This window comes from Marinibium conchae (assembly GCF_015595035.1).
In the GTDB taxonomy this organism is placed as follows: Bacteria; Pseudomonadota; Gammaproteobacteria; order Enterobacterales; family Alteromonadaceae; genus Glaciecola.
In genome coordinates this window covers 407,847-432,474 of record NZ_JADNRN010000001.1, presented here as the reverse complement: position 1 = coordinate 432,474, position 24,628 = coordinate 407,847, and the positions used below count along the sequence as shown (strand labels likewise).

General features: G+C 43.7%; 21 protein-coding genes. 9 read left to right on the top strand and 12 right to left on the bottom strand.

Annotation, left to right across the window (positions count from 1 at the left end):
* The first annotated feature begins 1 nt into the window (after position 1).
* On the top strand, positions 2 to 583 hold the full coding sequence (locus ISG33_RS01805; protein ID WP_195731857.1) for a thymidine kinase: 582 nt from the start codon (positions 2 to 4) through the stop codon (positions 581 to 583).
* 98 nt (positions 584 to 681) lie between these two features.
* Positions 682 to 1,140 (top strand): DUF3592 domain-containing protein, encoded by a 459-nt coding sequence (locus ISG33_RS01800; protein WP_195731856.1) that lies wholly within the window; start codon positions 682 to 684, stop codon positions 1,138 to 1,140.
* A gap of 45 nt (positions 1,141 to 1,185) precedes the next feature.
* On the opposite strand, the gene ISG33_RS01795 is transcribed toward ISG33_RS01800, so the two are convergent.
* The 3 genes from ISG33_RS01795 to ISG33_RS01785 all read right to left on the bottom strand — a co-directional run bounded on the left by ISG33_RS01795 (position 1,186) and on the right by ISG33_RS01785 (position 4,962).
* On the bottom strand, positions 1,186 to 2,034 hold the full coding sequence (locus ISG33_RS01795; protein ID WP_195731855.1) for a hypothetical protein: 849 nt from the start codon (positions 2,032 to 2,034) through the stop codon (positions 1,186 to 1,188).
* On the bottom strand, positions 2,027 to 2,698 hold the full coding sequence (locus ISG33_RS01790) for a hypothetical protein (protein WP_195731854.1): 672 nt from the start codon (positions 2,696 to 2,698) through the stop codon (positions 2,027 to 2,029). Before ISG33_RS01790 ends, ISG33_RS01795 begins: the two co-directional genes overlap by 8 nt.
* Positions 2,699 to 2,964: 266 nt before the next feature.
* A complete protein-coding gene (locus ISG33_RS01785; RefSeq protein ID WP_195731853.1) occupies positions 2,965 to 4,962 on the bottom strand; it encodes a methyl-accepting chemotaxis protein in 1,998 nt (665 codons plus the stop codon).
* A 251-nt stretch (positions 4,963 to 5,213) separates the two neighbouring features.
* Between ISG33_RS01785 and ISG33_RS01780 the strand changes: the two genes are divergently transcribed.
* The 6 genes from ISG33_RS01780 to ISG33_RS01755 all read left to right on the top strand — a co-directional run bounded on the left by ISG33_RS01780 (position 5,214) and on the right by ISG33_RS01755 (position 13,293).
* On the top strand, positions 5,214 to 7,331 hold the full coding sequence (locus ISG33_RS01780; protein ID WP_195731852.1) for an ankyrin repeat domain-containing protein: 2,118 nt from the start codon (positions 5,214 to 5,216) through the stop codon (positions 7,329 to 7,331).
* A gap of 303 nt (positions 7,332 to 7,634) precedes the next feature.
* Positions 7,635 to 8,855 (top strand): acyl-CoA dehydrogenase family protein, encoded by a 1,221-nt coding sequence (locus ISG33_RS01775; protein ID WP_195731851.1) that lies wholly within the window; start codon positions 7,635 to 7,637, stop codon positions 8,853 to 8,855.
* A complete protein-coding gene (locus ISG33_RS01770; RefSeq protein WP_195731850.1) occupies positions 8,855 to 9,919 on the top strand; it encodes a phosphotransferase family protein in 1,065 nt (354 codons plus the stop codon). Before ISG33_RS01775 ends, ISG33_RS01770 begins: the two co-directional genes overlap by 1 nt.
* A 48-nt stretch (positions 9,920 to 9,967) precedes the next feature.
* Positions 9,968 to 10,714, top strand: a complete 747-nt coding sequence (locus ISG33_RS01765) for an SDR family oxidoreductase (RefSeq protein ID WP_195731849.1) — start codon at positions 9,968 to 9,970, stop codon at positions 10,712 to 10,714.
* A gap of 76 nt (positions 10,715 to 10,790) precedes the next feature.
* A complete protein-coding gene (locus tag ISG33_RS01760) occupies positions 10,791 to 11,666 on the top strand; it encodes a bile acid:sodium symporter family protein (protein WP_195731848.1) in 876 nt (291 codons plus the stop codon).
* A 1-nt stretch (position 11,667) separates the two neighbouring features.
* A complete protein-coding gene (locus ISG33_RS01755) occupies positions 11,668 to 13,293 on the top strand; it encodes a serine hydrolase (RefSeq protein WP_195731847.1) in 1,626 nt (541 codons plus the stop codon).
* Positions 13,294 to 13,336: 43 nt separating this feature from the next.
* Here the strand turns inward: ISG33_RS01755 and ISG33_RS01750 are convergent, their stop codons facing one another.
* The 9 genes from ISG33_RS01750 to ISG33_RS01710 form a co-directional block, all read right to left on the bottom strand.
* Complete coding sequence (locus tag ISG33_RS01750; protein ID WP_195731846.1) at positions 13,337 to 15,088, bottom strand: monovalent cation:proton antiporter-2 (CPA2) family protein; 1,752 nt, start codon at positions 15,086 to 15,088, stop codon at positions 13,337 to 13,339.
* A 158-nt stretch (positions 15,089 to 15,246) separates the two neighbouring features.
* Positions 15,247 to 15,678 carry a DoxX family protein gene (locus ISG33_RS01745; RefSeq protein WP_195731845.1) on the bottom strand — a complete coding sequence of 144 codons (432 nt, stop codon included), beginning with the start codon at positions 15,676 to 15,678 and terminating at the stop codon, positions 15,247 to 15,249.
* A gap of 115 nt (positions 15,679 to 15,793) precedes the next feature.
* A complete protein-coding gene (locus tag ISG33_RS01740) occupies positions 15,794 to 16,681 on the bottom strand; it encodes an HvfC/BufC N-terminal domain-containing protein (protein ID WP_195731844.1) in 888 nt (295 codons plus the stop codon).
* Positions 16,682 to 16,685: 4 nt separating this feature from the next.
* Positions 16,686 to 17,618, bottom strand: coding sequence for an MbnB/TglH/ChrH family RiPP precursor modification enzyme (locus ISG33_RS01735; protein ID WP_195731843.1), 933 nt, complete (start codon positions 17,616 to 17,618; stop codon positions 16,686 to 16,688).
* 41 nt (positions 17,619 to 17,659) lie between these two features.
* Positions 17,660 to 17,956, bottom strand: a complete 297-nt coding sequence (locus tag ISG33_RS01730) for a BufA1 family periplasmic bufferin-type metallophore (RefSeq protein WP_195731842.1) — start codon at positions 17,954 to 17,956, stop codon at positions 17,660 to 17,662.
* A 99-nt stretch (positions 17,957 to 18,055) separates the two neighbouring features.
* Positions 18,056 to 18,550 carry a YHS domain-containing (seleno)protein gene (locus tag ISG33_RS01725; RefSeq protein WP_195731841.1) on the bottom strand — a complete coding sequence of 165 codons (495 nt, stop codon included), beginning with the start codon at positions 18,548 to 18,550 and terminating at the stop codon, positions 18,056 to 18,058.
* 105 nt (positions 18,551 to 18,655) lie between these two features.
* On the bottom strand, positions 18,656 to 19,012 hold the full coding sequence (locus ISG33_RS01720) for an MGMT family protein (RefSeq protein WP_195731840.1): 357 nt from the start codon (positions 19,010 to 19,012) through the stop codon (positions 18,656 to 18,658).
* Between the two features lie 13 nt (positions 19,013 to 19,025).
* Complete coding sequence (gene kynU, locus ISG33_RS01715) at positions 19,026 to 20,258, bottom strand: kynureninase (RefSeq protein WP_195732978.1); 1,233 nt, start codon at positions 20,256 to 20,258, stop codon at positions 19,026 to 19,028.
* A gap of 103 nt (positions 20,259 to 20,361) precedes the next feature.
* Entirely contained in the window at positions 20,362 to 21,378 is a 1,017-nt protein-coding gene (locus ISG33_RS01710; RefSeq protein WP_195731839.1) for an alpha/beta hydrolase, read from the bottom strand.
* A gap of 211 nt (positions 21,379 to 21,589) precedes the next feature.
* On the opposite strand from ISG33_RS01710, the gene ISG33_RS01705 reads away from it, so the two are divergent.
* Entirely contained in the window at positions 21,590 to 24,604 is a 3,015-nt protein-coding gene (locus ISG33_RS01705; protein ID WP_195731838.1) for a DUF2339 domain-containing protein, read from the top strand.
* Positions 24,605 to 24,628 lie beyond the last annotated feature (24 nt).

The window sequence follows — 24,628 nt, the reverse complement described above, 5'->3', positions numbered from 1 at the left end:
CATGGCGCAGCTTTATTTTTACTACTCCGCAATGAATGCGGGTAAATCTACCTCACTACTTCAATCAGCCTACAATTACAAAGAACGAGGTATGAACATTTGCTTGTTTACTGCAGCGCTTGACGATCGTTATGGCACAGGCAAGATCGCGTCAAGAATTGGTTTAGAGTCACCTGCTGAATTGTTTTCATCCGATACTGATTTATTTGCCGCTATGCAAAAAGAATGTGCAAAACAGAAGATTTCCTGTTTGTTCATTGATGAGGCACAGTTCATGTCCAAACAACAGGTAATTCAATGCCTGCAAATTGTCGACACACTAAAAATACCGGTGCTTGCATATGGATTGCGTACCGACTTCAGAGGCCAAACCTTTGAAGGAAGTCATTATTTACTGGCATGGGCCGATAAACTATCTGAGCTGAAAACGGTTTGCCATTGTGGCAGAAAAGCGAATTTCGTTGCTCGTTTAGATGAGCAAGGAAATCCAATTTCAGAAGGCGATCAAGTAGACGTGGGCGGCAATGAAAAGTATGTATCACTATGCCGAAAACACTTTATGCAAAAGGGAAGTTTGCTTTAACTTGGCCTGTTGCGCATAGAAGCTTGTGCTTTTGCTTTTGCTTGTGGTAGCGCAAGCCTTGGCAACAATAATTTAACTTTTAATGTGAGTACACACTTATGCTTTCTGCGCCTTTCTTCGCGGCTTTGTTTTTCCTCTTGATCAGCCTTTATATTTTACGGCGCTCACTAGAATTAAAAAAACTGCAAAGCGAGAGCGAATCGTGGCCTTCAGTACAGGGCAACATTGAGCACAGTGAACTAAGTGTGGCAGTCGGTAACAGGAATGGCCGTAACTACTCGGTTGAATATACTTATGAAGTAGCAGGAAAACAGTATAGCCACTACATACCAGCTTTTTATTCGGTCACAAGCAAAGAGGACTGCGAAGCTTTCGCTGAAAAATATAAAAAAGGCGATAAGGTGACGGTATATTACCAAGCTAGCAACCCACAAAAAGCGGTGTTGGAGCTTGGTATGAACGGCAAGCGTATAAACGACCCTATTATTGCATGCAGTATTATCAGTGTAATAAGTCTTGCTGCAATGATAGCTGCATTCTTAGGCCTGTTTGACTAAGTTCGGGCCAATGCGATGAAGTACTGTGGGTGAATTGCCGTTTACTCAGCGTCGAAGCGGTGCAGAAATGCTCACAAACACTCCATATTGATAGTCACTATCTGCATGCTGTGTTTTGTCTATCGGGAATAAATGATAGTTTCCCACCGTAATCGCATGAATATCACTAGCTTCACTAATAGACTTCACCACCTCCCAGGCAAATTTCACGTCGTTATTGTATACATAAAGAAAACAAACGGAATTCTTGCAGTCTATTCTGTGCAGGTTAACGAATTCAGCGTATTGATGAAGTAAAAAATAATCGCTAATACGGGTTTTTAAGTCGAAATATGATTGCGCATCGTCACTACTTTCATAAAAAGACTGATAGGCTGCGGCAGCTTTTGGTGGTAGTTTTTTGCTCACAGATTCAAAGGCTGTGCCTCGCAATGGCTTATTCGGCTTAGTTGTGAGTGCGGCAGGTGCCTCAAGCCTTGCCAATGCGCTTTGGTAACGTCTATTAAGCTGACTATATGAGCGACTAAGCTCCTTGAGCTTTGCGTCGATTAGCTCTTCTTCTTCATGCCAATCATAGTCATCCAAATCGATATCATTACGGGCTTGTTTATTGACTTGTTTAACTGATAAATCTTGATTAACTGATAGTTCTTGGTTACCTGATAGCTCTTGATAAGCAGTCACATTCCGATTTTCTGACGTCGACAATACATTGTTCGTTTTCTGGTTTTCGATACCGCTTTTAGCAAAGTGTTCAGCTTGAATATTGCTGCTTTCCGCAGTCTCACTTTCAACATTACCCCTTTCAAAATCGTCAGCTTGCAATTCACGGTTTGCTAAGAAAGCAATTACAAAGCATAACAAAATGACTGCGTATTGCCCTAGTCTACTCATTAATGCTTGCTCCGCTATTATCTGGGACCCTATACGAATATACAAAAGCAATGAGTTGCTTTTCATTAGCGCTTTCTAAAAAGCTTCGGTAGCCTGCTAATATGAAATTTGCAGCCCACTCTTGCTCGAGCAAATATGCCGTGGCGTGCTGAAGGTATTGCGCAGACTGAGTATTGGAGGCTAAAAAATAAATATGGCAAACACTCAATTTGCAGTCTACTTTCTTTAACACAAAATGTTCATTCACTGAGTCATCAAAAAGTGCGCTTATCAAACGCTCGTAGTCTTGGGTAATTGGGTTGTTATCATCGGCGCGATAAAAGGTCTCGAACTCGGCAAAGGCCTTCTCATCGTAATTTGAAACAAGCAGATCGAAGGGGGCTGGAAGATATTCCGTGAGCTGCCTTGGTGAAATTCTTCCTTGCCTTTCCAAAGCTTGGTTGGCCAATGCGTATTTTTTTTGTAGCTGCGAGTAACGTGCATTTGCTTCGGCAAGCTGAACCTTAAGCGCTTGCACTCGTTGCTTGCTCTGCTCTTGTTGTTTTTCTACATCAAGCCCAAGACCTTGAGCTTCATTGCTTTTTATATTGCTTTCTATATTGCTTTGTTTATTACTTTCTATTTGGCTGGAATTTAGATTTGCTTGGCTAGACGCGAGAGCCAATTGGCTATCAGGGCTGTTAGGGCTAGCTAAATTATGTGGGCTAGCTGAGCTGCCTAAAATAAGCTCAGCAGAGGCAAAACCAATGGCGGCAGCAATAGCACAGCTGATGAAAAACGCAGACTTATTGATAGTGATAATCCCTTATATACCTTCAACCTCAGCGAAGTCTACCAGAAGTCATTGAAATTTAAAGCAGCAAAGCGCAACGCTTATTAACATTAGCTAATTGATAACAGAACATCACCATCCTCAAGATATAAAGATAGTTACTTGAGTTTATAGCTTGAAATTGTCGTACTTAGTACTTCTCCATTTTGCACAATATCATCAAAAATGGTGGTCATCTTTTGAATGGCGTCTAATTGATTTGTTGCCGCGGTTAAGACTTGCTTTGCCTCTTCAGATATCTGCAATGCCGTTACGGTCTGTTCTTCAGAGGCACTGGCAAATTGGCTAGCTTGTAAATCAACTTTTGAAGAGTAGTCTTGCAGAATAAGGGATATCTCTTTGGCTTTATTCACCGTATCCAAAGTGCTAGCGATGGTAACACGACCATCTTGCACGGCATTCACCACTTCAGTACTTGCCTGTTGTAAGGTGTGCAATAAGGTGGCGATTTGTTCGGTCGCTTTTTGGCTATTCGAGGCTAAGTTCCTGACTTCATCGGCAACCACAGCAAAGCCGCGACCATGTTCGCCAGCTCTCGCAGCTTCAATAGCAGCATTCAAAGCTAGTAAATTAGTTTGTTCAGAAATACTGTTAATGCTCTCAAGAATATTCGATATTTCAGCAACCTGCTCATTTGTCGAAGCTGCTTTATCGGAAATATTGTCCATGTTATCCGCAACATTTCGGATAGAAGACTCACTCGAATGCGTTAAATCAATCGACTCAGACAAACGCTGATTCAAATGCTCACTTGCCTCTTTAGTATCCACTGCCGTTGCAGCAATATCACTACTCACCGCACTCATTTCACTTACGGCCAGCACAATATTATTCGCGATGGTTTGCGTGTTAGTTGCATCGTCAATCACTTTAGCACGCGCCTGATCAAAGTCAGCATTCAAACGAGTATTGCGGTCGATTGCATCAACCATCGAAATGATCAAGCCACGAATACCGCCGATACTGGACGCGATAGAGCGAGATATGTCACCAAATTCGTCGTTTGAATTAATGGTAAAGTCAATTGTCAGGTCGCCCTCTCGAGACATTTTATGCAACTTACTCGTAAGCAACTGAAGCTCACTCTTCAACGACCTTATTAAATATAAATTGATTGAAACAAGCGCTGCTAGCAACAGCAAGAACAAGACACTTTTGACAAAAATCCAAGTATGAGCACTTGATTGGCTTTGCAGAGCCTGCGCAATATTTTGCTCCCATTTGGCATCTAGTAATTTTTTAATTTCTACAATCTCTTTAGTCGCAAGCGGAAACCAATTAGCAGAAGTAACCGGACTTTGGCTAAGCTGCAGGTCGCCAGCACTTCTTAACAAGAATTGGTGGGTGTCTTTAATTAACATGGCGTTATCTGAGCGTAATATCTTCTCGAAACTGGCGAGTTCTTCGCCCTGCAGGAGCAGCGAGAGCTTTTGTTGCTGGGCACTTATTTCGTCAACATAAAGTTGAAGATTGGCCTTCGCAGTGCTTGCTATTTCACCACGCGCTAGAGTGCCGTTAATCAAGCCTCGCGCCTGACCCGAGCGTTCTTTCAATTGAGCAAAAGAGAGGGCTTGGCTTATACCTAACTGCTGCTTTGCTACCTGATTGCGTAAACGAACCAACTCTATCGCATCAAGAGCTGCCCTGTTTAATGAAGAATAGTAACCAAAGGCGCTGCGGCCTTCTTCTGCATCAACTTGGCGTCGAATGACATTTCGCCCCTGCAGTGTTTTTTGCACCAAGTTCAAACTAGCCGCAATACCTAATTCTTCCACCTCACTGTCTTGTAATTTGGCCTCAAAGAGCCTCACAACTTCGTCGGCCTTTTTGCGCTGAGTAAGGACTTTGTTGTAGGCCTGCTCGTTTGGCTTCCCTAAAAACCCAGCGCTCAACCCACGCTCAACCGCAAAATTATGAGCCAGTTGATCGAGTAAAACCATCACCTCAGTACTAATAACCGCAGTATCGCTGGCTCGCATATTTTGATAAGAGCTACTTACGCTTTGAATGCCCATCACAAGAATGAACAATGTTGATAACACCATCGACATTAGAGTGAGTGAAATGATGGATAGTTTGGCTAACTGTTGAGACATAAAATAGAGAAACTCCGCTTATGCTCATCCTTAAGCGAAAAATACTTACTGATTGTAAAAGTGATGTAGTACATTGGATGTAGTACATTGATGGTGCTGTTGGAATATGACCCTAATAAAAGTGTTAAAATAATATTCAAATATTCACCACAGCTTTAATATCGACAGAATCGCGCAAAAAATCAACACTAAATGTAAAATACGAGTAAAAATGCGTTGCCACCTTTTTTAAAACTATTGGAAGTCATGGAATGAGCCTAAAACCAGTGTTAAGTCTAATCGCAATCATCATAATAGCGATCGGCGCCTACATTCACCTCAACACGGATGAAAATGAATTTGTTGCACAAGCAGATACGTCGATTCAAGAGAACACGACAGACACGCACGAACAAGCGCAAGAAGTGGTGCTCGAAGAGTCAACTGAAGAGCTTGTATCACCTCGCCAAAGCATAAAAACAGAGAGCCCGACGACAGCCTCATTTTTTCAAGCTTCCAAACGCTGTGAAGAAGAAGTACGGGCCTTATTCAAAGAATATCGACTTAATGCTGCTTTTTTTCAAACACTAAGCAAACTTGCCAAAAATAAATTCCCCAATGAAAGCGAAGAAATGGCACTTTATTTTCGCAGCGCTATGACTAGACTGTTTTATCTTCCTGAGCCAATGTTCGTATCCGATGCGAACAATCTCCGTTCATCGGATTTTAAGCGCCCACAAATGAGCATCGAAAAAATTATTCGTGAAGAGGGAGTGCTGGTGTCAAGTGACGCTTTTACGCAAGCCATAATAGAAAATAACTACGCGCTAGCCGAGAGCTTATTAACAAAAATAGTTGAGGATTCTCCCAATAGCATCTTGTTAGATTCATTTGGTAACTCACTACTAAACTATACAATGTCAACAAAATGGGCAATGAATTCATCTTCTCAATCGGCCGAATCGACGAAAAGTATCATCGACCTTTTCCTAAATTCTGGCTACCAAATTCATTTCACCGAACTCGTTGAAATGACGCATTATATGCGCAATAGGCCAGAACTTGTAAGCTATTTAAGCCAACACTTTAACGGAAATTTTAATACCGTTTTTGATTACAAAAATAATAAGTCGACCAATTTAGTGCTGCTAGCGTTAAGCAATTATCAATATGAGTTAGCGGCGTTTTGGTTATCCAAAGGGGTCGACCCTTTCAGTAATTATAAAGAAGTAAGCAAACTCCAACGTAGTCATGGCGGTCTGTTGCTTGTGGACGACAGGGCGAGTGATAAGACGATAAAAACCCTTGTTAACGCGGGTTTATTTACCACCAGTGCGAATAAAAATTTTGAGGAAAGACTAAACACACGTTTCCCGAATGCGAATAATGAAAGCTTTTACAAGCAACATCAAAGAGTATCAACCCTTAGCACCGCGGAAGATAAGAGGCTACAGCGCGAACTAGCTGAAGTCGTGCATGAGCTAGTTGCGATTCATACCAAGGGCAACGCTAGCCTATCGAAAACATGTGAAGACGAATTTATAGTGTTCCAAAAGAAACGTCAAAAAAGCTTTAAGGACCGAAAGCAAGATCAAATACAAAAAGAAAAGTACGAGCAGCTTCATGCGCAAGCTTTACAAATATTCAAGGAATATAATGAAAAGCTAATTGATGCTGACTTAGCAATCGAACAACTTAGTCTAATCGACGAATACAGAGCTAAAGGCTTAATTAACACTATTCAAAACGCAGAAAGAAGATCAGACCCTTCTTTTAGGCGAACACTGGAAATAAGCCAGGCAATTGATAAGGCCCCCGACGCCCTGCTGCTGAAGCAATTAGAAGAAGCCCTCTTAAGCAACGACTATAAAACAGCGCTTGAATTAAGCGAGTCATTAAGCCCCCGTGTTAGATCGACTATTGAGAGTGGCATATTTCACCGTGCAATGGCAAACAAGGCAAGCGTTGATGAACTCAGACTACTTTTGAGTAAAATTGATGTACCAGTAGGCTCAGTCTTATCAAGTACTCTAGGCTCCAATGACATGCAATCGCTTGAGAATATAGTAAATGCGGGTTTCGATATTCATGCACAGGACAATTTTGGGCGAACACTGTTGTCTGTTGCAATCAAGGAAAAACATGAAATCGGCTTTAGAGCCCTACTTCGTTTAGGCGTTGATGTAGAAAAGCCTGAACTAGGCCGAGATGCCTTAGATAATGCCTTGATTGATATAATAAAAGGTTATGAAGACTTCTACTTCGTGCAAAAATTATTAGGCGCAAATAAACGAATAGAAGATAGCCATAGACAGTTACTTATTGACCTTCTTATTATGTACCCCGAGCCCACCCAGCGATTGATCACCAAATATGGCATCGTTATGTGAGCCTCTAGCAATTTGTGAGGAGCATAGCTAAAGCGTGATGGAGTAAATGAGTCGCTTTTTAATAGCAACTATTGATAGCATCTATGTACAGAGTGAAAGCACAGAACCCCCAGCAGACCTAAACCAATGTTTTAATTAGCTTTAAAAAACAATAAGCGTCAAAAATCTCACATTAGTAGACTATTTAATGCTCTCAATACTATTCATGAAAGTTATGAATTAACCCAAACGAAACAAAGTACGCTTAAATGACAATATCCACTATGATTAAAACATCACAAACGCCTTATAGGATGACGCACGATGGATTTTTCTCATAACGAAAAAACGAAAGACTACTTAGGTCGGATAAGGAGCTTTTTACTTCAGCACGTCGCGCCGATTGAAGATCAAGTATACGCCGAATTAGCAGAACTCAATCCAACGGGTGACTGGAAGTCGTGGAAGGTACATCCGGCCATTGAGCCCTTAAAAGAAAAAGCAAAGGCGGCGGGCCTGTGGAACCTATTTTTACCCGACGCAGAGCTAGCACAAGGCTTAACCACACTTGAGTATGCGCCACTAGCGGAAGAAACCGGCCGCTATTTGTTTGCTCCTGAGATATTCAATTGTAATGCGCCCGACACCGGCAACATGGAAGTGTTATATCATTTTGGTAATAAAGAGCAGCAAGAGAAGTGGTTAACGCCACTGCTCACCGGCGAGATACGCTCAGTGTTCGGCATGACCGAACCAGATGTAGCGTCATCTGATGCAACCAACATGCAAGCCACCATTGAAGAAGATGGTGGCGACATAGTTATCAACGGCAAGAAATGGTGGTCGACAGGGCTTGGGCACCCGAATGCTAAAGTGTGCATTTTTATGGGCTTGTCTAACCCGGAAAACGACCGTCATAGCCAGCATAGCATGGTAATTGTGCCCCTCGACACACCCGGGATTGAAATTAAGCGCATGTTAACTGCCTACGGCGATTACGATGCTCCCTTTGGTCATGGCGAGATGCACTTCACTAACGTCCGTGTTCCCAAAGCGAATCTTTTAGTGGGTATGGGTAAGGGATTTGCAATCGCTCAAGGACGCTTAGGCCCCGGCAGGATACATCATTGCATGCGCGCAATCGGCATGGCCGAAAAGGCCTTAGAACTGGCTATTAAACGCGGTTTTGAACGTGTTGCCTTTGGTTCACCTATCATCAAATTAGGTGGCAATGGCGAGCGTATTGCGATGGCTCGAATGAAGATAGAGCAGGCTCGTTTATTGACTTTGCAAGCCGCATGGAAAATTGACAACCTTGGCGTAAAGAATGCCATGGTGGATATATCGGCAATCAAAGTGGTTGTGCCCAATATGCTTCAAGAAGTGGTTGATATGGCCTTACAAATGCACGGCGGTGCTGGTATGTGTGAAGATTTCCCACTGGCTAAATTTGCAGCGGGCGCGCGCTCTTTACGTTTAGCCGACGGCCCTGACGAAGTGCATATGGGCATGGTGACTCGCTTAGAACTTAAAAAGTATAGATAATGACTAGTCTAGTTGATAAAGCGGGCTCGGTTCGCCCTGGTGAAGAGCTTCCTGTAGAGCCGTTAAAAGAGTGGCTACGCGCCAACATAGCAGATTTAAGCGGTGACCCAGTTATTACCCAATATTCAGGCGGCGCATCAAATTGGACCTACTGCCTAGCATTTGAGAATAAGTCGGTAATATTGCGTCGCCCGCCAGCAGGCACAAAAGCCAAAGGCGCCCACGATATGGGGCGCGAATATCGGCTTCAAAAAGCTCTCAAACCGGTCTATCCAAAAGTACCCGATATGCTCGGCTACACCGACGACGAAAGCGTTATTGGTGCTGAGTTTTATATCATGCAAAAATTCGACGGCATAATTCCACGCCAAAATATGCCTCGAGGTTTTCAGATATCGGAGGCCGACACACGTCAACTTTGCGAATCGGCATTAGATGGTTTAATCGACTTACATAATGTTGACTACAAAGCAGCGGATCTATCACATATCGGTAAAGGCGAAGGGTATACACAACGTCAAATTAGCGGCTGGACTAATCGCTACCAAAAGGCAAAAACCTGGAATGTACCGCGCGGTAGAAAGGTTACCGATTGGTTGCAAGACAACATGCCGAGCAATGAAAAAATATGCATTACACACAACGACTACCGCTTCGATAATTTGGTATTGAATGCGCAAAATCCTCAGGAAATCATCGGAGTGCTCGACTGGGAGCTCGCAACATTGGGTGACCCACTGATGGATTTGGGCAATAGCCTAGCCTATTGGGTACAGGCAGACGACGACAAAGTAGCAAAAGCGACGCGGCGTCAACCCAGCCATTTACCGGGCATGATGACTCGCCAAGAAGTCATTGAATATTACTGTGGCAAACAAGGCTTAAAGGCCGATGACTTTGCCTTTTACGAGGTGTATGGCCTGTTTCGTTTAGCGGCCATCGCACAGCAAATATATTATCGCTATCACCACAAACAAACCAGAAACCCCGCTTATAAGCACATCTGGTTTTTTGTGCAATATTTAATGCACCGCTGTAGAAAAGTAATAAAGCGCAGTAAGTAATAATAATCGAGCAGCCAACACTCTAAAGAATAATAATAAGGAAGAGCCATGCGACAAAATATTCTCATCACAGGTGCAAGTTCAGGTCTTGGAAAGGGCATGGCTTTGCTGTATGCGAAAATGGGGCGCAACCTCGCACTCTGTGCTCGCAGAATAGAGCGATTGGAAGAACTGAAAACCGAGTTAAGCCAAATTAACCCCAATATATCGGTGGTGATAAAGTCGCTCGACGTAAATGATCACGATGCTGTCTTTCGCGTGTTTAACGAATTCAAAGATGAACTCGGTAGTCTCGACAGGGTAATTGTGAATGCGGGTATGGGTAAAGGTGCATCTATCGGCACAGGCTACTTCAAAGCCAACAAAGAAACAGCGATTACCAACTTTGTTTCAGCAATAGCGCAATGTGAGGCCGCCGTTGAAATCTTTCGGGCGCAGAATCATGGCCATTTGGTAACCATTTCATCAATAAGCGCTGTGAGGGGCTTCCGACGCGCGCTCACGGTGTATGCCGCGACAAAAGCTGCAATAAGCTCACTTACGGAAGGCATTCGCATTGACTTAATGAAAACACCGATAAAAGTCAGTACCGTACATCCAGGTTTCATTCGCAGTGAAATTAACGAAAAAGTAGAAAAAGTGCCCTTTATGGTCGACACTGAAACAGGCTGTAAGGCGATTATATCGGCTATCGAAAAAGAGGGGGCCAATAGCTATGTGCCACGCTGGCCTTGGGCTATACTCAATAGGATTATGCGTATAGCTCCTTTGTCTTGGCTTGCTAAAATGAGCTAACTCGTAGCAACTTTGCTATGCTCAAGCTAATTATTTAGCTACGCACATCATTGCCACATAACATAAGGCGTATATATTGGAAGGTAGTTTTTTCACGCAGGTGCTTTTACCAGCAACGCTAGCATTCATCATGCTAGGTATGGGCCTTAGCCTTGTAAAGGACGATTTCACTCGACTGACCAAAGCGCCTAAACCCGTTGTTATTGGCCTATTCGGGCAACTGGTATTACTGCCTATTTTTGCTTTTGTACTCGCTATTGTTTTTTCGGCACCACCTGAAATTGCGATTGGCTTAATGATACTAGCGGCCTGCCCCGGCGGCACAACCTCAAATTTGATCAGTCATATCGCAAAGGCTAACTTGGCTTTGTCGGTAAGTTTAACCGCTATCGCAACCTTAATATGCGTAGTCAGCACCCCCTTTTTAATTCAGTTTTCGATTGAGTACTTCACCCAAGCTGATGCTTCGCACTTTTCCTTGTTCGACATTTCGTTGAAACTTATTGTACTGCTGCTTGTGCCGATTTCCCTTGGCATGTTGTTACGACGCCTGTTTTCTAAGCAAGCTCGACGTGCAGAGCCTTTTTTCCGGCACTTTTCGACTATTTTCATGATTTTGCTGATTGCGATTATCACCTATGATGAGTTTGATTCGCTGAAAGAGTCTTTTCCTAACGTTTTCATTTTAACCTTCGCATTGAATATTGGCGCAACGGTGTTGGGGGTCTTAATCGCAAAGCTGAGTGCTTTATCCAAAAAAGACGGACTAACACTTGGCATCGAAATTGGCACTCAAAATGCCACGATGGCAATGCTGATTTCTGTGAGCTTTCTCGATAATAGCGCTTATAGCATTGCTGCAGGTGTATACGGGATCACAATGTACGTTGGCGCTTTCTTGCTAGTGGGTTATCATAAAACGACTTACAAGGCACAACCTAAGAAGAGTTAATATGCGCTCTATTATTCAAGCTGCTGTTTCATTCTCTACCTTTTTATTCATTACTCTTCCAAACCCAGTACTAGCCAGCGAACAAGCCCGCTTTGATGCCCAAACCACAGAGCAGCAAATTGTCTCTGCGCTATCAACTTTCTACACACCAGGCATGGCAGTGGGTGTGGTGCACAAAAATGACATTGTTTTCCTAAATGGTTTTGGTCAAAGCTTTATTAACGCTGAACATGTGAATAAGGTGCCCTTGCTACCCAACGCTCAACTGCTCAAAAACCAATCAGTTAGACCTGGCACTTATTTTCGTTTAGCTTCTACCAGCAAAGCCTTCACTGCCGCAGCGCTCGCTGTGCTGGTTGATCAAAAAAAGCTGAACTGGAAAGATAAGGTAATCGACCATCTTCCTGAATTTCAAATGCAAGATCCTTGGGTAAGCCGAGAGTTCACCATTGAAGATCTGCTTACGCACAGAAGTGGTCTGGTTTCTGGTGCAGGAGATAGCATGATTTGGCCTGAGCCATCTGGCTTTAGCCGCCAAGAAGTGATTCATCGCCTTAAGCACTTAACACCCGATTACAGCTTTCGCTCGGCTTATTCATATAGCAATGTGCTTTACATCACGGTTGGCGAATTAATTGCTAGAGTGAGTGGTGAATCTTATGCAAGCTTTTTGCAAAAGCACATTTTTGCCCCATTGAATATGAGCTGTTATGCCGGTGACGTTCCGAAAAGCGCCTTGGCAAAAACCGCCCTTCCCTATGCTCACAACGACGCGCGTGGCCTGTATCTCATTCCCAGAAACGCCATCGGCCCTAAAGCGCAAATGTCGGTAGCTGCAGGGGGCATTGTGTGTAATGCAGAGTCGATGACGAAATGGATACAAGCCTTACTCGCACCAAGCACCCTGCCATTTTCCGAAGCGCAACTACAAGCAATGTGGACACCACGCACAATAATGAGAGTGAGCAATACCGAACAAGAGTGGGATGGCACTCACTTCAAAAGCTATGGATACGGATGGCGTATGTCGAACTTACAACACTACAAAGTGCTTTCTCATACTGGCACACTGTCTGGTTTTCAGGCCTTTGTATCACTTATTCCCGAATTAGAATTAGGCGTGGTTATTTTAAACAATGGCTCTAACTACGGCGCGCGCTCGTCGGTGATGCAACATATCTTAAAATCATTTTTACCCACTCAAGACAGCACTCATTCTGAAGTGAACGACTGGGTACAAACCTACAGTGATTACCAAGCGGAACAAGAGTCACAATACTTGGCCAATAAATTACCCGACCCTACTCCAACAAAGCCCATGCTGATAAATGATAGCGACGTGCTAGGCATTTATCAGGATGCGTGGTTTGGGCAAATGATCATTGAAGCCATTGATGGCAAGCTACGCATCTCATCGCAAAGAATGAGCACACTCAAAGGCACTCTTAGCCCATTTGAAGGCAACAAATACAAAGTGACTTGGGATAATCAAAACGCGGCGTCTAATGCGTTTTTACTCTTTGAGCTAAACTTAGCAAACGAAGTCAGTGGCATGAAAATGCATCCCTTCACTTCACGAGAGCGCAAACGCCACGCCTATCGCGACATGCACTTTGTTAAGCAGTAGCCTTTATGCGCCTTGCAAAATTAACTCATACCAAGGTGAATGTTTAGTCTTGCTTGTCTTCTTCAAACAATTGCTGCAACTCTGCTCTGCCATCTTTGGCCGTTTGAATAAGCTGTGGCAGGTCGAGGTTGTCCTGTATTACGCTTTCAAGCATAGCAACGTCGTGTTGCTCAAAAATACTCGCCATGTTATCAGCCTGCCCCTGAGTGAAACCATAGGCTTTTAGCACCTCTTTTGAAGCTGAAACAGCACTGTCGAACATTTCGCGAACAAAGAAATCAACGCCCATTTTTGCTAGCTCTACTGCGTGCATCCTGTGCCTTGCGCGAGCAATAAGCTTAATATGAGGAAATTCATGCTGTACTAACTTCACCAGCGCATTTATTTCGTCTTTGTCGTCGATGGCAACAAGGAGCACTCGTGCCTCTTGTATGCCTGACTTTTTGAGTAAATCGAGCCTTGTTGCATCACCAAAATAAACTTTATTACCAAATTTCCGGACGAATTCGATGTGCTCGGCATCTTTGTCCATTGCAGTGAAAGGAATACCGTTGGCCGCTAAAATTCGACCGGTAATTTGACCAAAACGACCAAAGCCTGCAATGATCACTTTCGGGTCGCCAGTATCGTTGAAGCTATCATAAACTGCAGGGCAATTTTGAGTATTGAAGAACAGGGAATACACAATCACCACCGGCGAGGTTAGCGCCATTGAAAGCCCCACAATAAGATTGACCTGCCCAGCAATTTCAGCGCTAAGCACCGAGTTTGAAAGTGCCAGTGTCATCACAACGAAAGCAAATTCGCCACCTTGCGATAACATCAAAGCCACCCTTATCGAATCACGATTACTTTGTTTTGATGCTCGCAGTATGACAAAAATAATGAAGGCCTTAACGGCAACGAGCAACACGCTCATGCTGATAATAAATACGGGTTCATTTACCAATAATGATAAATCGAGATTCATCCCAATGGCGATAAAAAACAAACCTAATAACAGTCCCTTAAAGGGTTCTATTTCAGTTTCCAGTTGATGCTTAAAGCTTGAATCTGCTAGGAGTATGCCGGCAATAAAAGCGCCCATCCCCATACTCAAACCAACTTGATCCATCACTAAAGCGGTTACCAATACAATAAATAGCGCCGCGGCGGTCATTACCTCACTGCTACCATAGCGCGCAACAATGCGTAAAAACGGGTTAATTAAGAAACGTCCGATGAGCAATACTGCAAGCACTGCACCCAAGCTAATATACCATGGCGTTCCTGCTTCAGTAGCTACTGGGGCAAGCGCGGCTACGGCCAATAATATAGGAATAACAGCAACGTCTTGCATCAATAAGATCGAAAAACCTTGCTGCCCAGGAGGGCTCTGCAAAATGCGTTGTTCATTCATGAGCTGAATCGCAAAGGCCGTTGAGGATAGCGCTAAGCCCAAACCAATAACGATACTCGCCGAGAAGGACACCGCTAGAACATAATGCGAAAAAGCGGCTATCACAATAGCACTCACCAAGAGCTGTGAACCGCCGCTAAATATAATTTGGTTGCGCATGCGCCATAGGGTAGCTGGCTCAAGCTCCAAGCCAATCACAAATAGTAGAAGCACCACGCCAAGCTCGGCAAAATGCAAGATTGTGTAAGGGTCGTTCACTAAATTAAGAGCCGAAGGACCGATAATCACACCGGCGATCAAATAACCTAAAATAGCCCCTAGCTTAAGACGTTTGAAAAGCGGCACAGCGATTAGCGTTGCAGCCAGAAAGATGGCGACGGAGCCAAGTAAACTCATGAATGGTGTCCTAGTGAACTCACCAGCTTAGCTAAATCGCCGCTGGACTCTAATGTAGCTACGATAATAGCTAAAAACCCTCAAAAACATAGGAGTTTTTGAAGGTTTTGTGGTTTTATAAATGAGTCGCTATACATTGATCAGCGTGAGTAGATGTCCTATTTAATGTTAAGCAAATTATCGACCGACAACTTTCCTGCACCCCAGATAGCAACCAACAACATCAATATACCCCAATACACATGCTCATTTAAGGCAGCCGCAGGCATATCCTCAAAACTTATTACTGCTACATAGTTAACAATGAACAAGCCAATTGCCGCCTTTCTGCCAAACAAACCCAACACCAACAAAACTGGCAAGACAATTTCACCGAAGGTAGCTAAATATGCGGCCACTTCAAAGTTCAATAAGGGTACAGCATACTCATATTCGAACAACATCAAGGTTGAGTCCCAATCGCGAAGCTTAGTTAAACCCGCTTTGAAAAACACCCATGCCACATAAAATCTAGCTAATAGAAGACCGACAGGTTGCAAATAGTCTAGTTTTTCAAACACAGTATTATATAAATTAATCAGCTTTCTCATTGTGGGCCTCTTGGTAGTCTTCTCAGTAATAGTATTCATCGCATTGATGACGCTATGCTCGCTTATTTTTTATCGTTGCTGTTGTCATTTTGCATAGGGCAGCCCCAACAAAATCTTATTCAACGGCAAAAATTCGTTTTTTCTGTATTGCCTCGCTAAGCCATTCGCTCAAATCGAGGTCATGCTTAACAACAGCTTCAATCACTTGGCTAACAGGCTCTTCACTCAGGATATGGTTGATGACCGATGCCTCTGCATCCGATACATATTCAAACTGAGCTTTGTACTCTGCACGCCACACTACAAGAGACCGAGGTGGTTCTGAATTTATTGCACTATTAAGTGCATTATTTATTGATTTATTGATGTTTTTTAGTAAGTCTTCCCGCGCTAGCACAGCTTCTTTCGACTGCAAATACGGATCGTGCACAAGTTGATACAAATCGACCACAGGAAACCACGATGGCATGATGCACAAACCGGGCGCTGGCGTGAAACGAAGAGCTGAAAGCTCAGTTATTTCTAGCTTAGCAAAACTCTCTGCCACAAAGTCGGCATCAGCTTCACGCTGTATGCGATGAATGAGCCAATCGAGTTCAGCGCACTCACTTAAAAATGGCGAGTCAGCGAGAGCGTCTTGTTCATCAATAAACTCAGGCATAGATGCGCCATATTCAGCCCAATCAAACGCTGACTTTTCATAGTGTAATAGGTAATGTTTGGCTAGCACTCGAAAGCTTTCGGGGCTAATTAAGTTTTCTACTGTTGGGAAGGTAATTGCTAATGCACGTATGCCGTTCTCGAGAAAGTTGTTTTGATAGATATTAAGCGCTTGTTCGGCTTTTATTTCCTTATTCTTTTCAGCGTTTGGCGCAGCTGATTTACCGCTGCGCTCACCACTAGTAGGCAGATCTCGAGTAAAAATCGACGATATTAAACTCACTTCATAGTCGGCTTGTAGCTCCCGCTGTGATGGTAGAACTTGCTCAGGTAATTTACTCACTGATTTAAGCCCTTGAATTTGCTAGTGGCGATTGTAAGTGCTTGTTGGCGATAGCTCTTGCCTTGTCAGCTTCGCCCATAAGCACCGGCCAACTTGGCATTTGCGTATCCCATTCAACCAAACTGGGTGTGCCTGAAAAGCGCTGAATTGCCATGTCGAACAATTCCCAACACTGAGAGGAAACCGGTGCACCGTGGTCATCGATAATAAAACTGTTTGGATCCGTAGCCGAAAAGCCAGCAAGGTGAATTTCGCCTACCAAATGCTTGGGTAAACTATTAATACGTGACTTTATATTCGATAAGGAAAAGCTCGTTGGCTCGGACGCTAAATTCGCCCTATTGAGTTCATTGACTATCAAGTTATTTAAATCGAGTAATAAACCGCAACCCGCTCTCTCGCACATAGCAATTAAAAATTCAAACTCTGTAAAACTGTCTCGCAGATCTGGAACTAGTTGGCTAGCTTCAACATAAGCCGATAAATTCTCTATTAATATCGGCCTAGCAATGGTGTCTTGCACCTTCTGGATGTGGCTAACTATGTTGGCAAGTGAGGCTTCATTGTAGGGAATGGGAAGTAAGTCACCGCTATGCAGCACCTTATCGTTGAGTTTAGCGCGATTAAAACACAGGTGCTCTGATACAAGCATAGGTTGAGTAAATTCAACCAGCTCTGCGAACTGCGCCAAAATACTCTCAGGAACAGGCAAAGTTGACCCTAAACCCAGCGACGTACCATGCAAACTCAAAGCATAAGTGCTAATAATATCACTAAGCACAGCTCGGCTCGCGCCGCCTTTGGCGAAGAAATTTTCTGCATGGATTTCAACAAAATCAACGTTTTGCTTTTCCCCAGCCAATAAATCACTGTAATGAGAATGACGAAGCCCAACTCCGATGACGGGGTTGGGCTTTTTAGTTTCTTTCAAAGTCATTGATGCATATCGCCTATACTGCTGTTAGCGATACAAAAGAACTAGCTGTTCTTTTTAGCTTGCATTTCTTTGAACAATTTTTTAGCAGATTTGCGATCATGACCGCCAAGCTCTTTACAAGTGCCTGCTGGCACTAGACGCCATTCACCGATATCGTTGTCTACAGTAGACTGGCCTGCACAGCTGTGAGTACCTGCTAAGTTAGCGCAGTCATTTTGACCCGCGGCAGAAACGCCATAGCACTTCTCTTTTTTCTTCTTAGCTTCTACATCTGTGATAACACCCGTAGTTAATACTGTAGCTAGGGCAGCGGCGATTGCGATATTAGTCGTTTTCATAGGAAAATCCTCGTGTTTGAAAAATAGCCTGATACTCAGGATAGTAATATAAACCGTGAAAGGGAATAAAAACTTTCACATTTTGTTAAATTTTTTACATTAAGATGCAGGAACGTCTTTGATTGTATTCCATATGCTGTCTGCTTCAACAATCAGTTCGTCTTGCTGTTCTAACCAACGTGACTGTACTTTTGGGTTCAAGTTTAAGTAGAGTTTATTGTCAACAACTGCCCATGCTTGAGGGTCAATATCGAATTTATATTCCTTAGACACACCAAATGCACAGTAGCCACCATATTGTGGTGCGTACTTTTCAGGATTACCTTCAAATAGCGCTTTGTGAGCTGCAGAACTGAATTGGTAGGTTGCACCAAGATGCGTAGCAGTATGGTTTGCACTGCCTAATACAGGTTTAGACATGGTGAAGTAAGCAACTGGGTCGTAACCTTTAATCGCCAGTCTCGACTCATCAACGTTAACTTCGTTGATTGAAGACTGCACTTGCGATGGAATTAGACCGCACGATGTAACAGTGAATGCAACTAACAACGCAGCGACTGTTAATAGCTTTGAACCTTTGATTGATGCGAACATGGGTAGCTCCTAAATGTTTGTTTTTGTAAATTCGATTATAAGACCTACAGGCATTGCAGATTCTTTCATCACATTAGGAGAATATTTGAAATTTAACCACTATATTTAATATTTAAGACCAAACAAAAGCTCGGCAAGCTCAGGCTGCCATTGGTATTGGGCAAGTTTCACGCGATTGTTAAACACCGCCACATTTTCTTCCTGAAGTAAGCCTATTTGCTTCAAGGCTTGCTCACTTTCAGCCGCAAAGGCTATTTGTCCGTTGGCGCGAAGTACACGGTGCCATGCCACTTGCATATCTGAATTATCATTGTTCGTAGGCAGTTGCCCTAAGCACTTGCCTACTAGCCGTGCACGACCTGGCAAACCTGCTAAATCGGCAATTTGACCATAACTGGCGACGTTGCCAACGGGGATCATATTTACCGTGGCCCAGATTTTGTCTTGTGCAGAAATCGTCATCGACCTATCACTTTTAAGTAACGAGTTGCTTTTGACTAAACTGAGGCTGTTCATAAAGCTTGCTTTGCATTGTATGTTCAAGCACAGCAAAGCTCGTGGCGATATCTTCGAAGCTAACAAAAGTGGGGGAAAAACCAAAACGAAGAATATTTGGCGCTCGAAAGTCTGCCACAACACCCTCGGCAATAAGCGCTTGGCAAAGGGCATAAGCATGCGGGTGAGCATAAGCGATTTGTGAACCTCTGGCCCCTGCATCCTCAGGCGAAGCCAGCTCTAAATCACTTAAGTAAGATGACTGCGCAACCGCAGCCTGAAAAAAACGCGTTAGCGCGACAGACTTGGCCCTAAGTTCTGCGATGCTAACGCCATCAAAAACATCCATAGCGGCATCCATCACACTCATTGAAATCACACTGGGCGTGCCGCTTAAAAAACGTTTAATGCCCGGCGCTGGCGTATAGCTAGGAGTGAAGTCAAAGGGCTTGGCATGACCCATCCACCCGCTTAAGGGTTGCTGAATAGCGTCGTGATGACGCTGTGCTGCATAGAGAAATGCTGGCGCGCCTGGCCCACCGTTCAAGTATTTGTAACCACATCCTACGGCAAAATCAACGTTATGCTCATCCAACTCTACGGGCACAGCCCCAGCGCTATGAGCCAAGTCCCACAGGCTCAGTGCGCCAACTGCGTGAGTTTGTGAGGTAATTGTTGGTAAATCATGAATATAACCAGAGCGAAAGTTCACGTGGGTTAACATAACCGCAATTAAGTCATCACCGTGCTCTTGAATATTCGCAAGCACCTCATCTTCTTCGCAAAGAAGCAACTCACAGTGATTTTCGCTCAACAGCGTTGCCAAACCTTCGACCATGTATAGGTCGGTAGGGAAATTATCGCGTTGCGACAATATTTTATTGCGTTTGCCTGCACTGCCGTTTAAATGTACGCAAGCACACAATAACTTAAACAAATTGACAGAAATAGAATCGCAGCAAATAACTTGCCCAGGTATATGAGCGCCAATTAAGGGCGCAACTTTTTCACCTACTTGCTCAGGCAAGGCTATCCAGGCGTGTTTATTCCAACTGGTAATGAGGTCTTGCCCCCATTGCTGCTCAACGACTTCAATAGCGCGTTCTTTTGCAGCTTTGGGCAAAGCACCAAGAGAGTTGCCATCAAGGTAAACAAGCCCATTTGGTAGCAGGAACTTTGTTTTAAGATGGCTTAAGGCATCGCTTTCATCCATCGCTCTTGCTTGTTCCACAAGCGCCTGTGAGGGCTTAGCTGAAAAACTGTGTATTGTGTTGCTATTATTAGTATTCACTAGACTTTGAGTTCCTGAAGCAAGGTTAATCGGCTTTTTCTAGGGCAAGAAGCAATTGTTTAAACGCAAAACTTCCCGGATGGATCCAATCAAAATGACCCACCCCCTCAAACATGTTCACTTGCGCATTCACATGTTTTGCTTGTGCGCTTGGTACGATTGAGTCTGCACTTCCTTGCAACAACAGAAACTTACCAATCTTGGGGTGTTGTATTGTGTAAGACTGTGGGTTGGCAAGGTAATACGCTTGTGGCCGCTCACTTAACGAGCCCTGCATAAAGCTTGGGGTAGCGCTTTGGCAGCTATTATTGCCAAAGCTATATTGCTTGATGTCCATAATCCCTGCTAGCGACACTATATCCACTCGCTCTGTGGTAGTCGGTAATATGTCTTCTAGCTTCAGTGCGAGCATTGCCGCTAGATGACCACCGGCGCTATGCCCCATAATGACCACATGGCGAGTGTTGATCTGAGGGTTATTGGCTGATTCAGCAGTATTGTTATCGACCTTAGTTCTGCTTGACGCTGTTTGGCTTCCATCTGAAAGTGCTGTCAGAGCATGCGTTAAGCCCTTAGCAAGATCATTCAAGGCTACGGGCCACTCTCCGCCGTTGCCTGCTCTTCTATATTCTAAAGACAAGACTGTATAGCCAGCCTGTGCTAGGCCTGTCGCCATAGCGTATGAATGCGACATATCGAAGGCACTTAGCCAGCAGCCGCCATGAATAAATACTAATAGAGGCTTCTCTTTTTCTGTTGCAGAATCACGACTGAACCATAAAGACGAATACAAATCAGCGTGCTCATCTGAATAAACCAGCTTAAGGTCTGCTTGGTTATAGTTAAGCGCACTCACTTCGCTATATGGGGTATTTTTTGTGGCCGCAGGAAAGCTCACAAACTCTCGACTTAAGCGTTCATCATTCTGCGCTTCCCCATTCTCAATGAAAAAAGCATGAGAGTGACATGCATAAACACCAACAAACAACAGAGCCGTTTTTATAAAACACTTGCAAGATTTTTGAAGAGAAAAGCGATACATTGTTAAGTCCTTGTATAGTTCACACAGCTCTACTCCAGCAAGCGTATTTTATAAAAGATGAGCAAGCTTGCTCAACACGCAGTGAGGGAGTATTCTAGTTTGTATAGGCTAAATTTGGTCGACAAGTCGACTTGCTTTAGGCGTAGTCTACCCTTAATCCAAGCGTATGCAATGCTCGCTGCAATGTCAGCACCACAATATGGAGAGTCGGTTGAATCAGGATATTGAAGCACTTAAGGAAGAGTTAGAGGATCTCAAAAATCAAATGATCCTCAAGAGTATGCTGTTATCAAAAAAAATTGATGCTCTTGAAAGTCAAATTTCTACAAGGCCATCCCCCAAACAACAAAACGAGCACTCAAGCGCGCCATCAAGCTCACCTAAACCCAAAGTGCAGGAAGCTGCAAAGCATCAAGCTCTAGTAAATGAAGCGGCCATTAGTGAAGCGGCTACCATAAAAGCCTCAGAAGCTGAAGCAACACAAACCCAGCAGCCATCATTCATCGAAGTCGCCTTAATGCAGCTGTTGAGCATGGTAATTGACTGGTTCTCCCCCGTCACAACTCTCTATGAAAGCTACAAACAACGAGGCATGTTAGGAATTTTCTTCCTCACTATTGCCGGTGTAGGGCTTGTTTTATCTGGTTTTGGCTACCTTATGCAGTTAGTCGTTGATGAGCTAGGTGCCGGTAGCAAAGCTGCCCTATTAGGTAGCTCAGCTCTTAGCGTAGTTGCACTAGGCCTAGTGCTAAAAGTTCGAACGAAATATGCTGAATTTGCCAGCGCTATCGTCAGTTTGGGCTTACTACTTTGTTTTCTTACCATTTACTTCGTGGGCAGTGTATACGCGCTACTGCCAGCATTGGTTACGTTAAGTATCTATGCATTAATCGCCCTTGCTTGCCATTACTTAGCACTTTATTTGGAAACAAAAGTGGTGGCGGTAATGGGCATTGTCGGCATAACCCTCATTCCCATCATTGCTGGCGCAAGCAACATAGCTCCCACTTTCTATCTAATGTCGGTATGGCTAGTGAGCGTCAGTAGCTTATATATCGCTTTCAAGTACTTGGGTCATTGGTTAAGCAATATTACCTTTGTGTTTGCCTTCGTCACCTTGGGTTGGGTAGAAGCTAACAGCAACTTAAAAATGGCGGCATGGATGATTAATGCCTTCTATCTTCTATTTTTTACCTATTTTATGTTTTGCCTCTACGCAAATAGAGAAGACAAAGAAACAGAGAGCACACTCACCAAGTATTTGGTGCTCATTGCGTCTAACTTTGGTGCGAGCTTGCTGCTCATGCTGCAAAGCAATCAATTTGGTTTCACCGAATTAGCCTTACAGTTTTTACTAAATGGTTTTGTTTCTCTCATCGTTGCCGTTTATCTCTTCAGAGAAAAACACCGTTTTACACATCTAGCGTCTTTAATTGCTGCAGCATGGACTGTACTTGCGATTATCGCCCTGTTAGCGCCAAGCTATTGGGGAATAGCATGGGCAATTGAAGGCCTATTGCTGATTTATATGAGCCGTCGCTACGCATTAGCGCAACTTATCCATCATGGCCAAGCCTTAAGTGGTATAGCCATCCTCTATTGTGCTGCTGCAATATATCCTTACTTCCCTAATCCAGCGCTATTGACGCTCGACGGCTGGGTTATCGCTGCAGTGATTGGCCTCACGTTATCGGCATGGCAACGCTTGATCAGGTTAAAAAATGAAGATAGCAAAGAAAGCGACAAGCTGCTAAACAGCTACACCCTAAAAGACGTTTACCCCGTGCTTGTTTTTGCAGAAACAGCCTATTTGAGTTTAATTGCACTTAGCTGCGCCTTCATTTGGCTTGATAATTGGGCTGGTTTAACTGCCATCATCGTACAGATCGCTATACTATTTAGAGCTAGGCAAACACAACGCTCACAATTAGAGCTGTTGGCCGCCGCATTGATAATATTCCCATTGGCCTACGTAGCGATTGGTGCAGAATCTGTAAACTCATTACGCTTTAGTCTGCTACCTACTTTTGCCAAAGCTTCACTCATTCTGGCCTTTGTACAGTTGTGGCTGTGGTCTGCTTTTTATCGCAAATTTTACCCGCAAAGTCCTTTTGCATCAGTAGCAGAACTCGCTCGACTTGCCTTTTACTTTCTACTTCCGATATGTTGGCTTGGCTCAGCCTTCAGACACTTCGAAGCCTATATTGGCGCATTGCTCTGGCTGTCTCCAGCCTTAAGTTTAGTCTTAGCCCATTTTATAAAGGCCGCCGTGTTGCGTGTACAGAGCCAAATACTGAGCGTATTGCTCGTTGCCTACAGTATATTTTCAATGACCTTGCTGCAAAGTTGGTCTGGGCAGTACTATCACTTCGTCAACGACTTAGCTTTGTTAGCTGGGCTTACAGTGCTAGCTAGCATCGCTTTCTACCTCCATAAACTTGGCGCTGAATCAGCATTAAAAGAAACGAATAGAATAGAGAAACAAAAGCAGCTAAAAGCGCTAGGCTTTTACGCGTTTATTCAAAGTAGTATCGTTAATTTTGCCGCCATATTACTAGCGATATTCGTGGGGGTAAGTATTTCAAGTGTATTGGATATTCGCTCATTCACCTTGTTTTCTGAGCTTCTGCCTTTCGCACTAATTACGAGTTATCCATTACTTGCCTTTGTGTTCGCTGAGCGCTTTACAGTATTCAAACGAAACCTTTATTTCCATGCCTTCACCTTGCTAGCAATCAGTGTGCTGTCGTGGCTTACGCTGCTTAATGGCGGTAGAAGTGAGCTGTTTGTGGTTATCTATCCAATCATAGTATTGGCGACTGCGGTTTATACGACAAAACGCTTGGCTAATTTGAGTATTTCGAAACGTATAAATGCTATCAAAAATAAGGATTTGATCGGCCATAGCTATGCATTAATCACCTATCTGCTCGCCTTCATGATGCTGAATGATGTTGGTGCCGACCTTGCTATTGCGCCTGTTATGGCTGTGCATGGCGCAGCTATATTGTTTTTGAAAAATCGACGAATTGCATCAGTTCGATTTAGTTTTGGCCTCATATTATTAGGCATTGCAAAGCTTGCTCTGGTAGATGCAGCTCAAGTTGTGCTATGGCAAAAAGTCATTATGTTTATTGGTATTGGTGTATTTATATTATTGGCAAGTTTTTGGTATCAGAAGCTGGTCGCTGCAGATAAAGAGCACTCAAATTTAAGTGCTCCCTAACTTTTTGTGGTCTATTGGGTAGAG

Coding starts and splice junctions, on each gene's coding strand:
- ISG33_RS01785 (WP_195731853.1), bottom strand. CDS start 4,962: ATGTCTCAACAGTTAGCCAAACTATCCATCATTTCACTCACTCTAATG.
- ISG33_RS01795 (WP_195731855.1), bottom strand. CDS start 2,034: ATGAGTAGACTAGGGCAATACGCAGTCATTTTGTTATGCTTTGTAATT.
- kynU (WP_195732978.1), bottom strand. CDS start 20,258: ATGGATGAAAGCGATGCCTTAAGCCATCTTAAAACAAAGTTCCTGCTA.
- ISG33_RS01775 (WP_195731851.1), top strand. CDS start 7,635: ATGGATTTTTCTCATAACGAAAAAACGAAAGACTACTTAGGTCGGATA.
- ISG33_RS01730 (WP_195731842.1), bottom strand. CDS start 17,956: ATGAAAACGACTAATATCGCAATCGCCGCTGCCCTAGCTACAGTATTA.
- ISG33_RS01800 (WP_195731856.1), top strand. CDS start 682: ATGCTTTCTGCGCCTTTCTTCGCGGCTTTGTTTTTCCTCTTGATCAGC.
- ISG33_RS01745 (WP_195731845.1), bottom strand. CDS start 15,678: ATGAGAAAGCTGATTAATTTATATAATACTGTGTTTGAAAAACTAGAC.
- ISG33_RS01720 (WP_195731840.1), bottom strand. CDS start 19,012: ATGACGATTTCTGCACAAGACAAAATCTGGGCCACGGTAAATATGATC.
- ISG33_RS01725 (WP_195731841.1), bottom strand. CDS start 18,550: ATGTTCGCATCAATCAAAGGTTCAAAGCTATTAACAGTCGCTGCGTTG.
- ISG33_RS01805 (WP_195731857.1), top strand. CDS start 2: ATGGCGCAGCTTTATTTTTACTACTCCGCAATGAATGCGGGTAAATCT.
- ISG33_RS01780 (WP_195731852.1), top strand. CDS start 5,214: ATGAGCCTAAAACCAGTGTTAAGTCTAATCGCAATCATCATAATAGCG.
- ISG33_RS01765 (WP_195731849.1), top strand. CDS start 9,968: ATGCGACAAAATATTCTCATCACAGGTGCAAGTTCAGGTCTTGGAAAG.
- ISG33_RS01735 (WP_195731843.1), bottom strand. CDS start 17,618: ATGACTTTGAAAGAAACTAAAAAGCCCAACCCCGTCATCGGAGTTGGG.
- ISG33_RS01750 (WP_195731846.1), bottom strand. CDS start 15,088: ATGAGTTTACTTGGCTCCGTCGCCATCTTTCTGGCTGCAACGCTAATC.
- ISG33_RS01755 (WP_195731847.1), top strand. CDS start 11,668: ATGCGCTCTATTATTCAAGCTGCTGTTTCATTCTCTACCTTTTTATTC.
- ISG33_RS01770 (WP_195731850.1), top strand. CDS start 8,855: ATGACTAGTCTAGTTGATAAAGCGGGCTCGGTTCGCCCTGGTGAAGAG.
- ISG33_RS01710 (WP_195731839.1), bottom strand. CDS start 21,378: ATGTATCGCTTTTCTCTTCAAAAATCTTGCAAGTGTTTTATAAAAACG.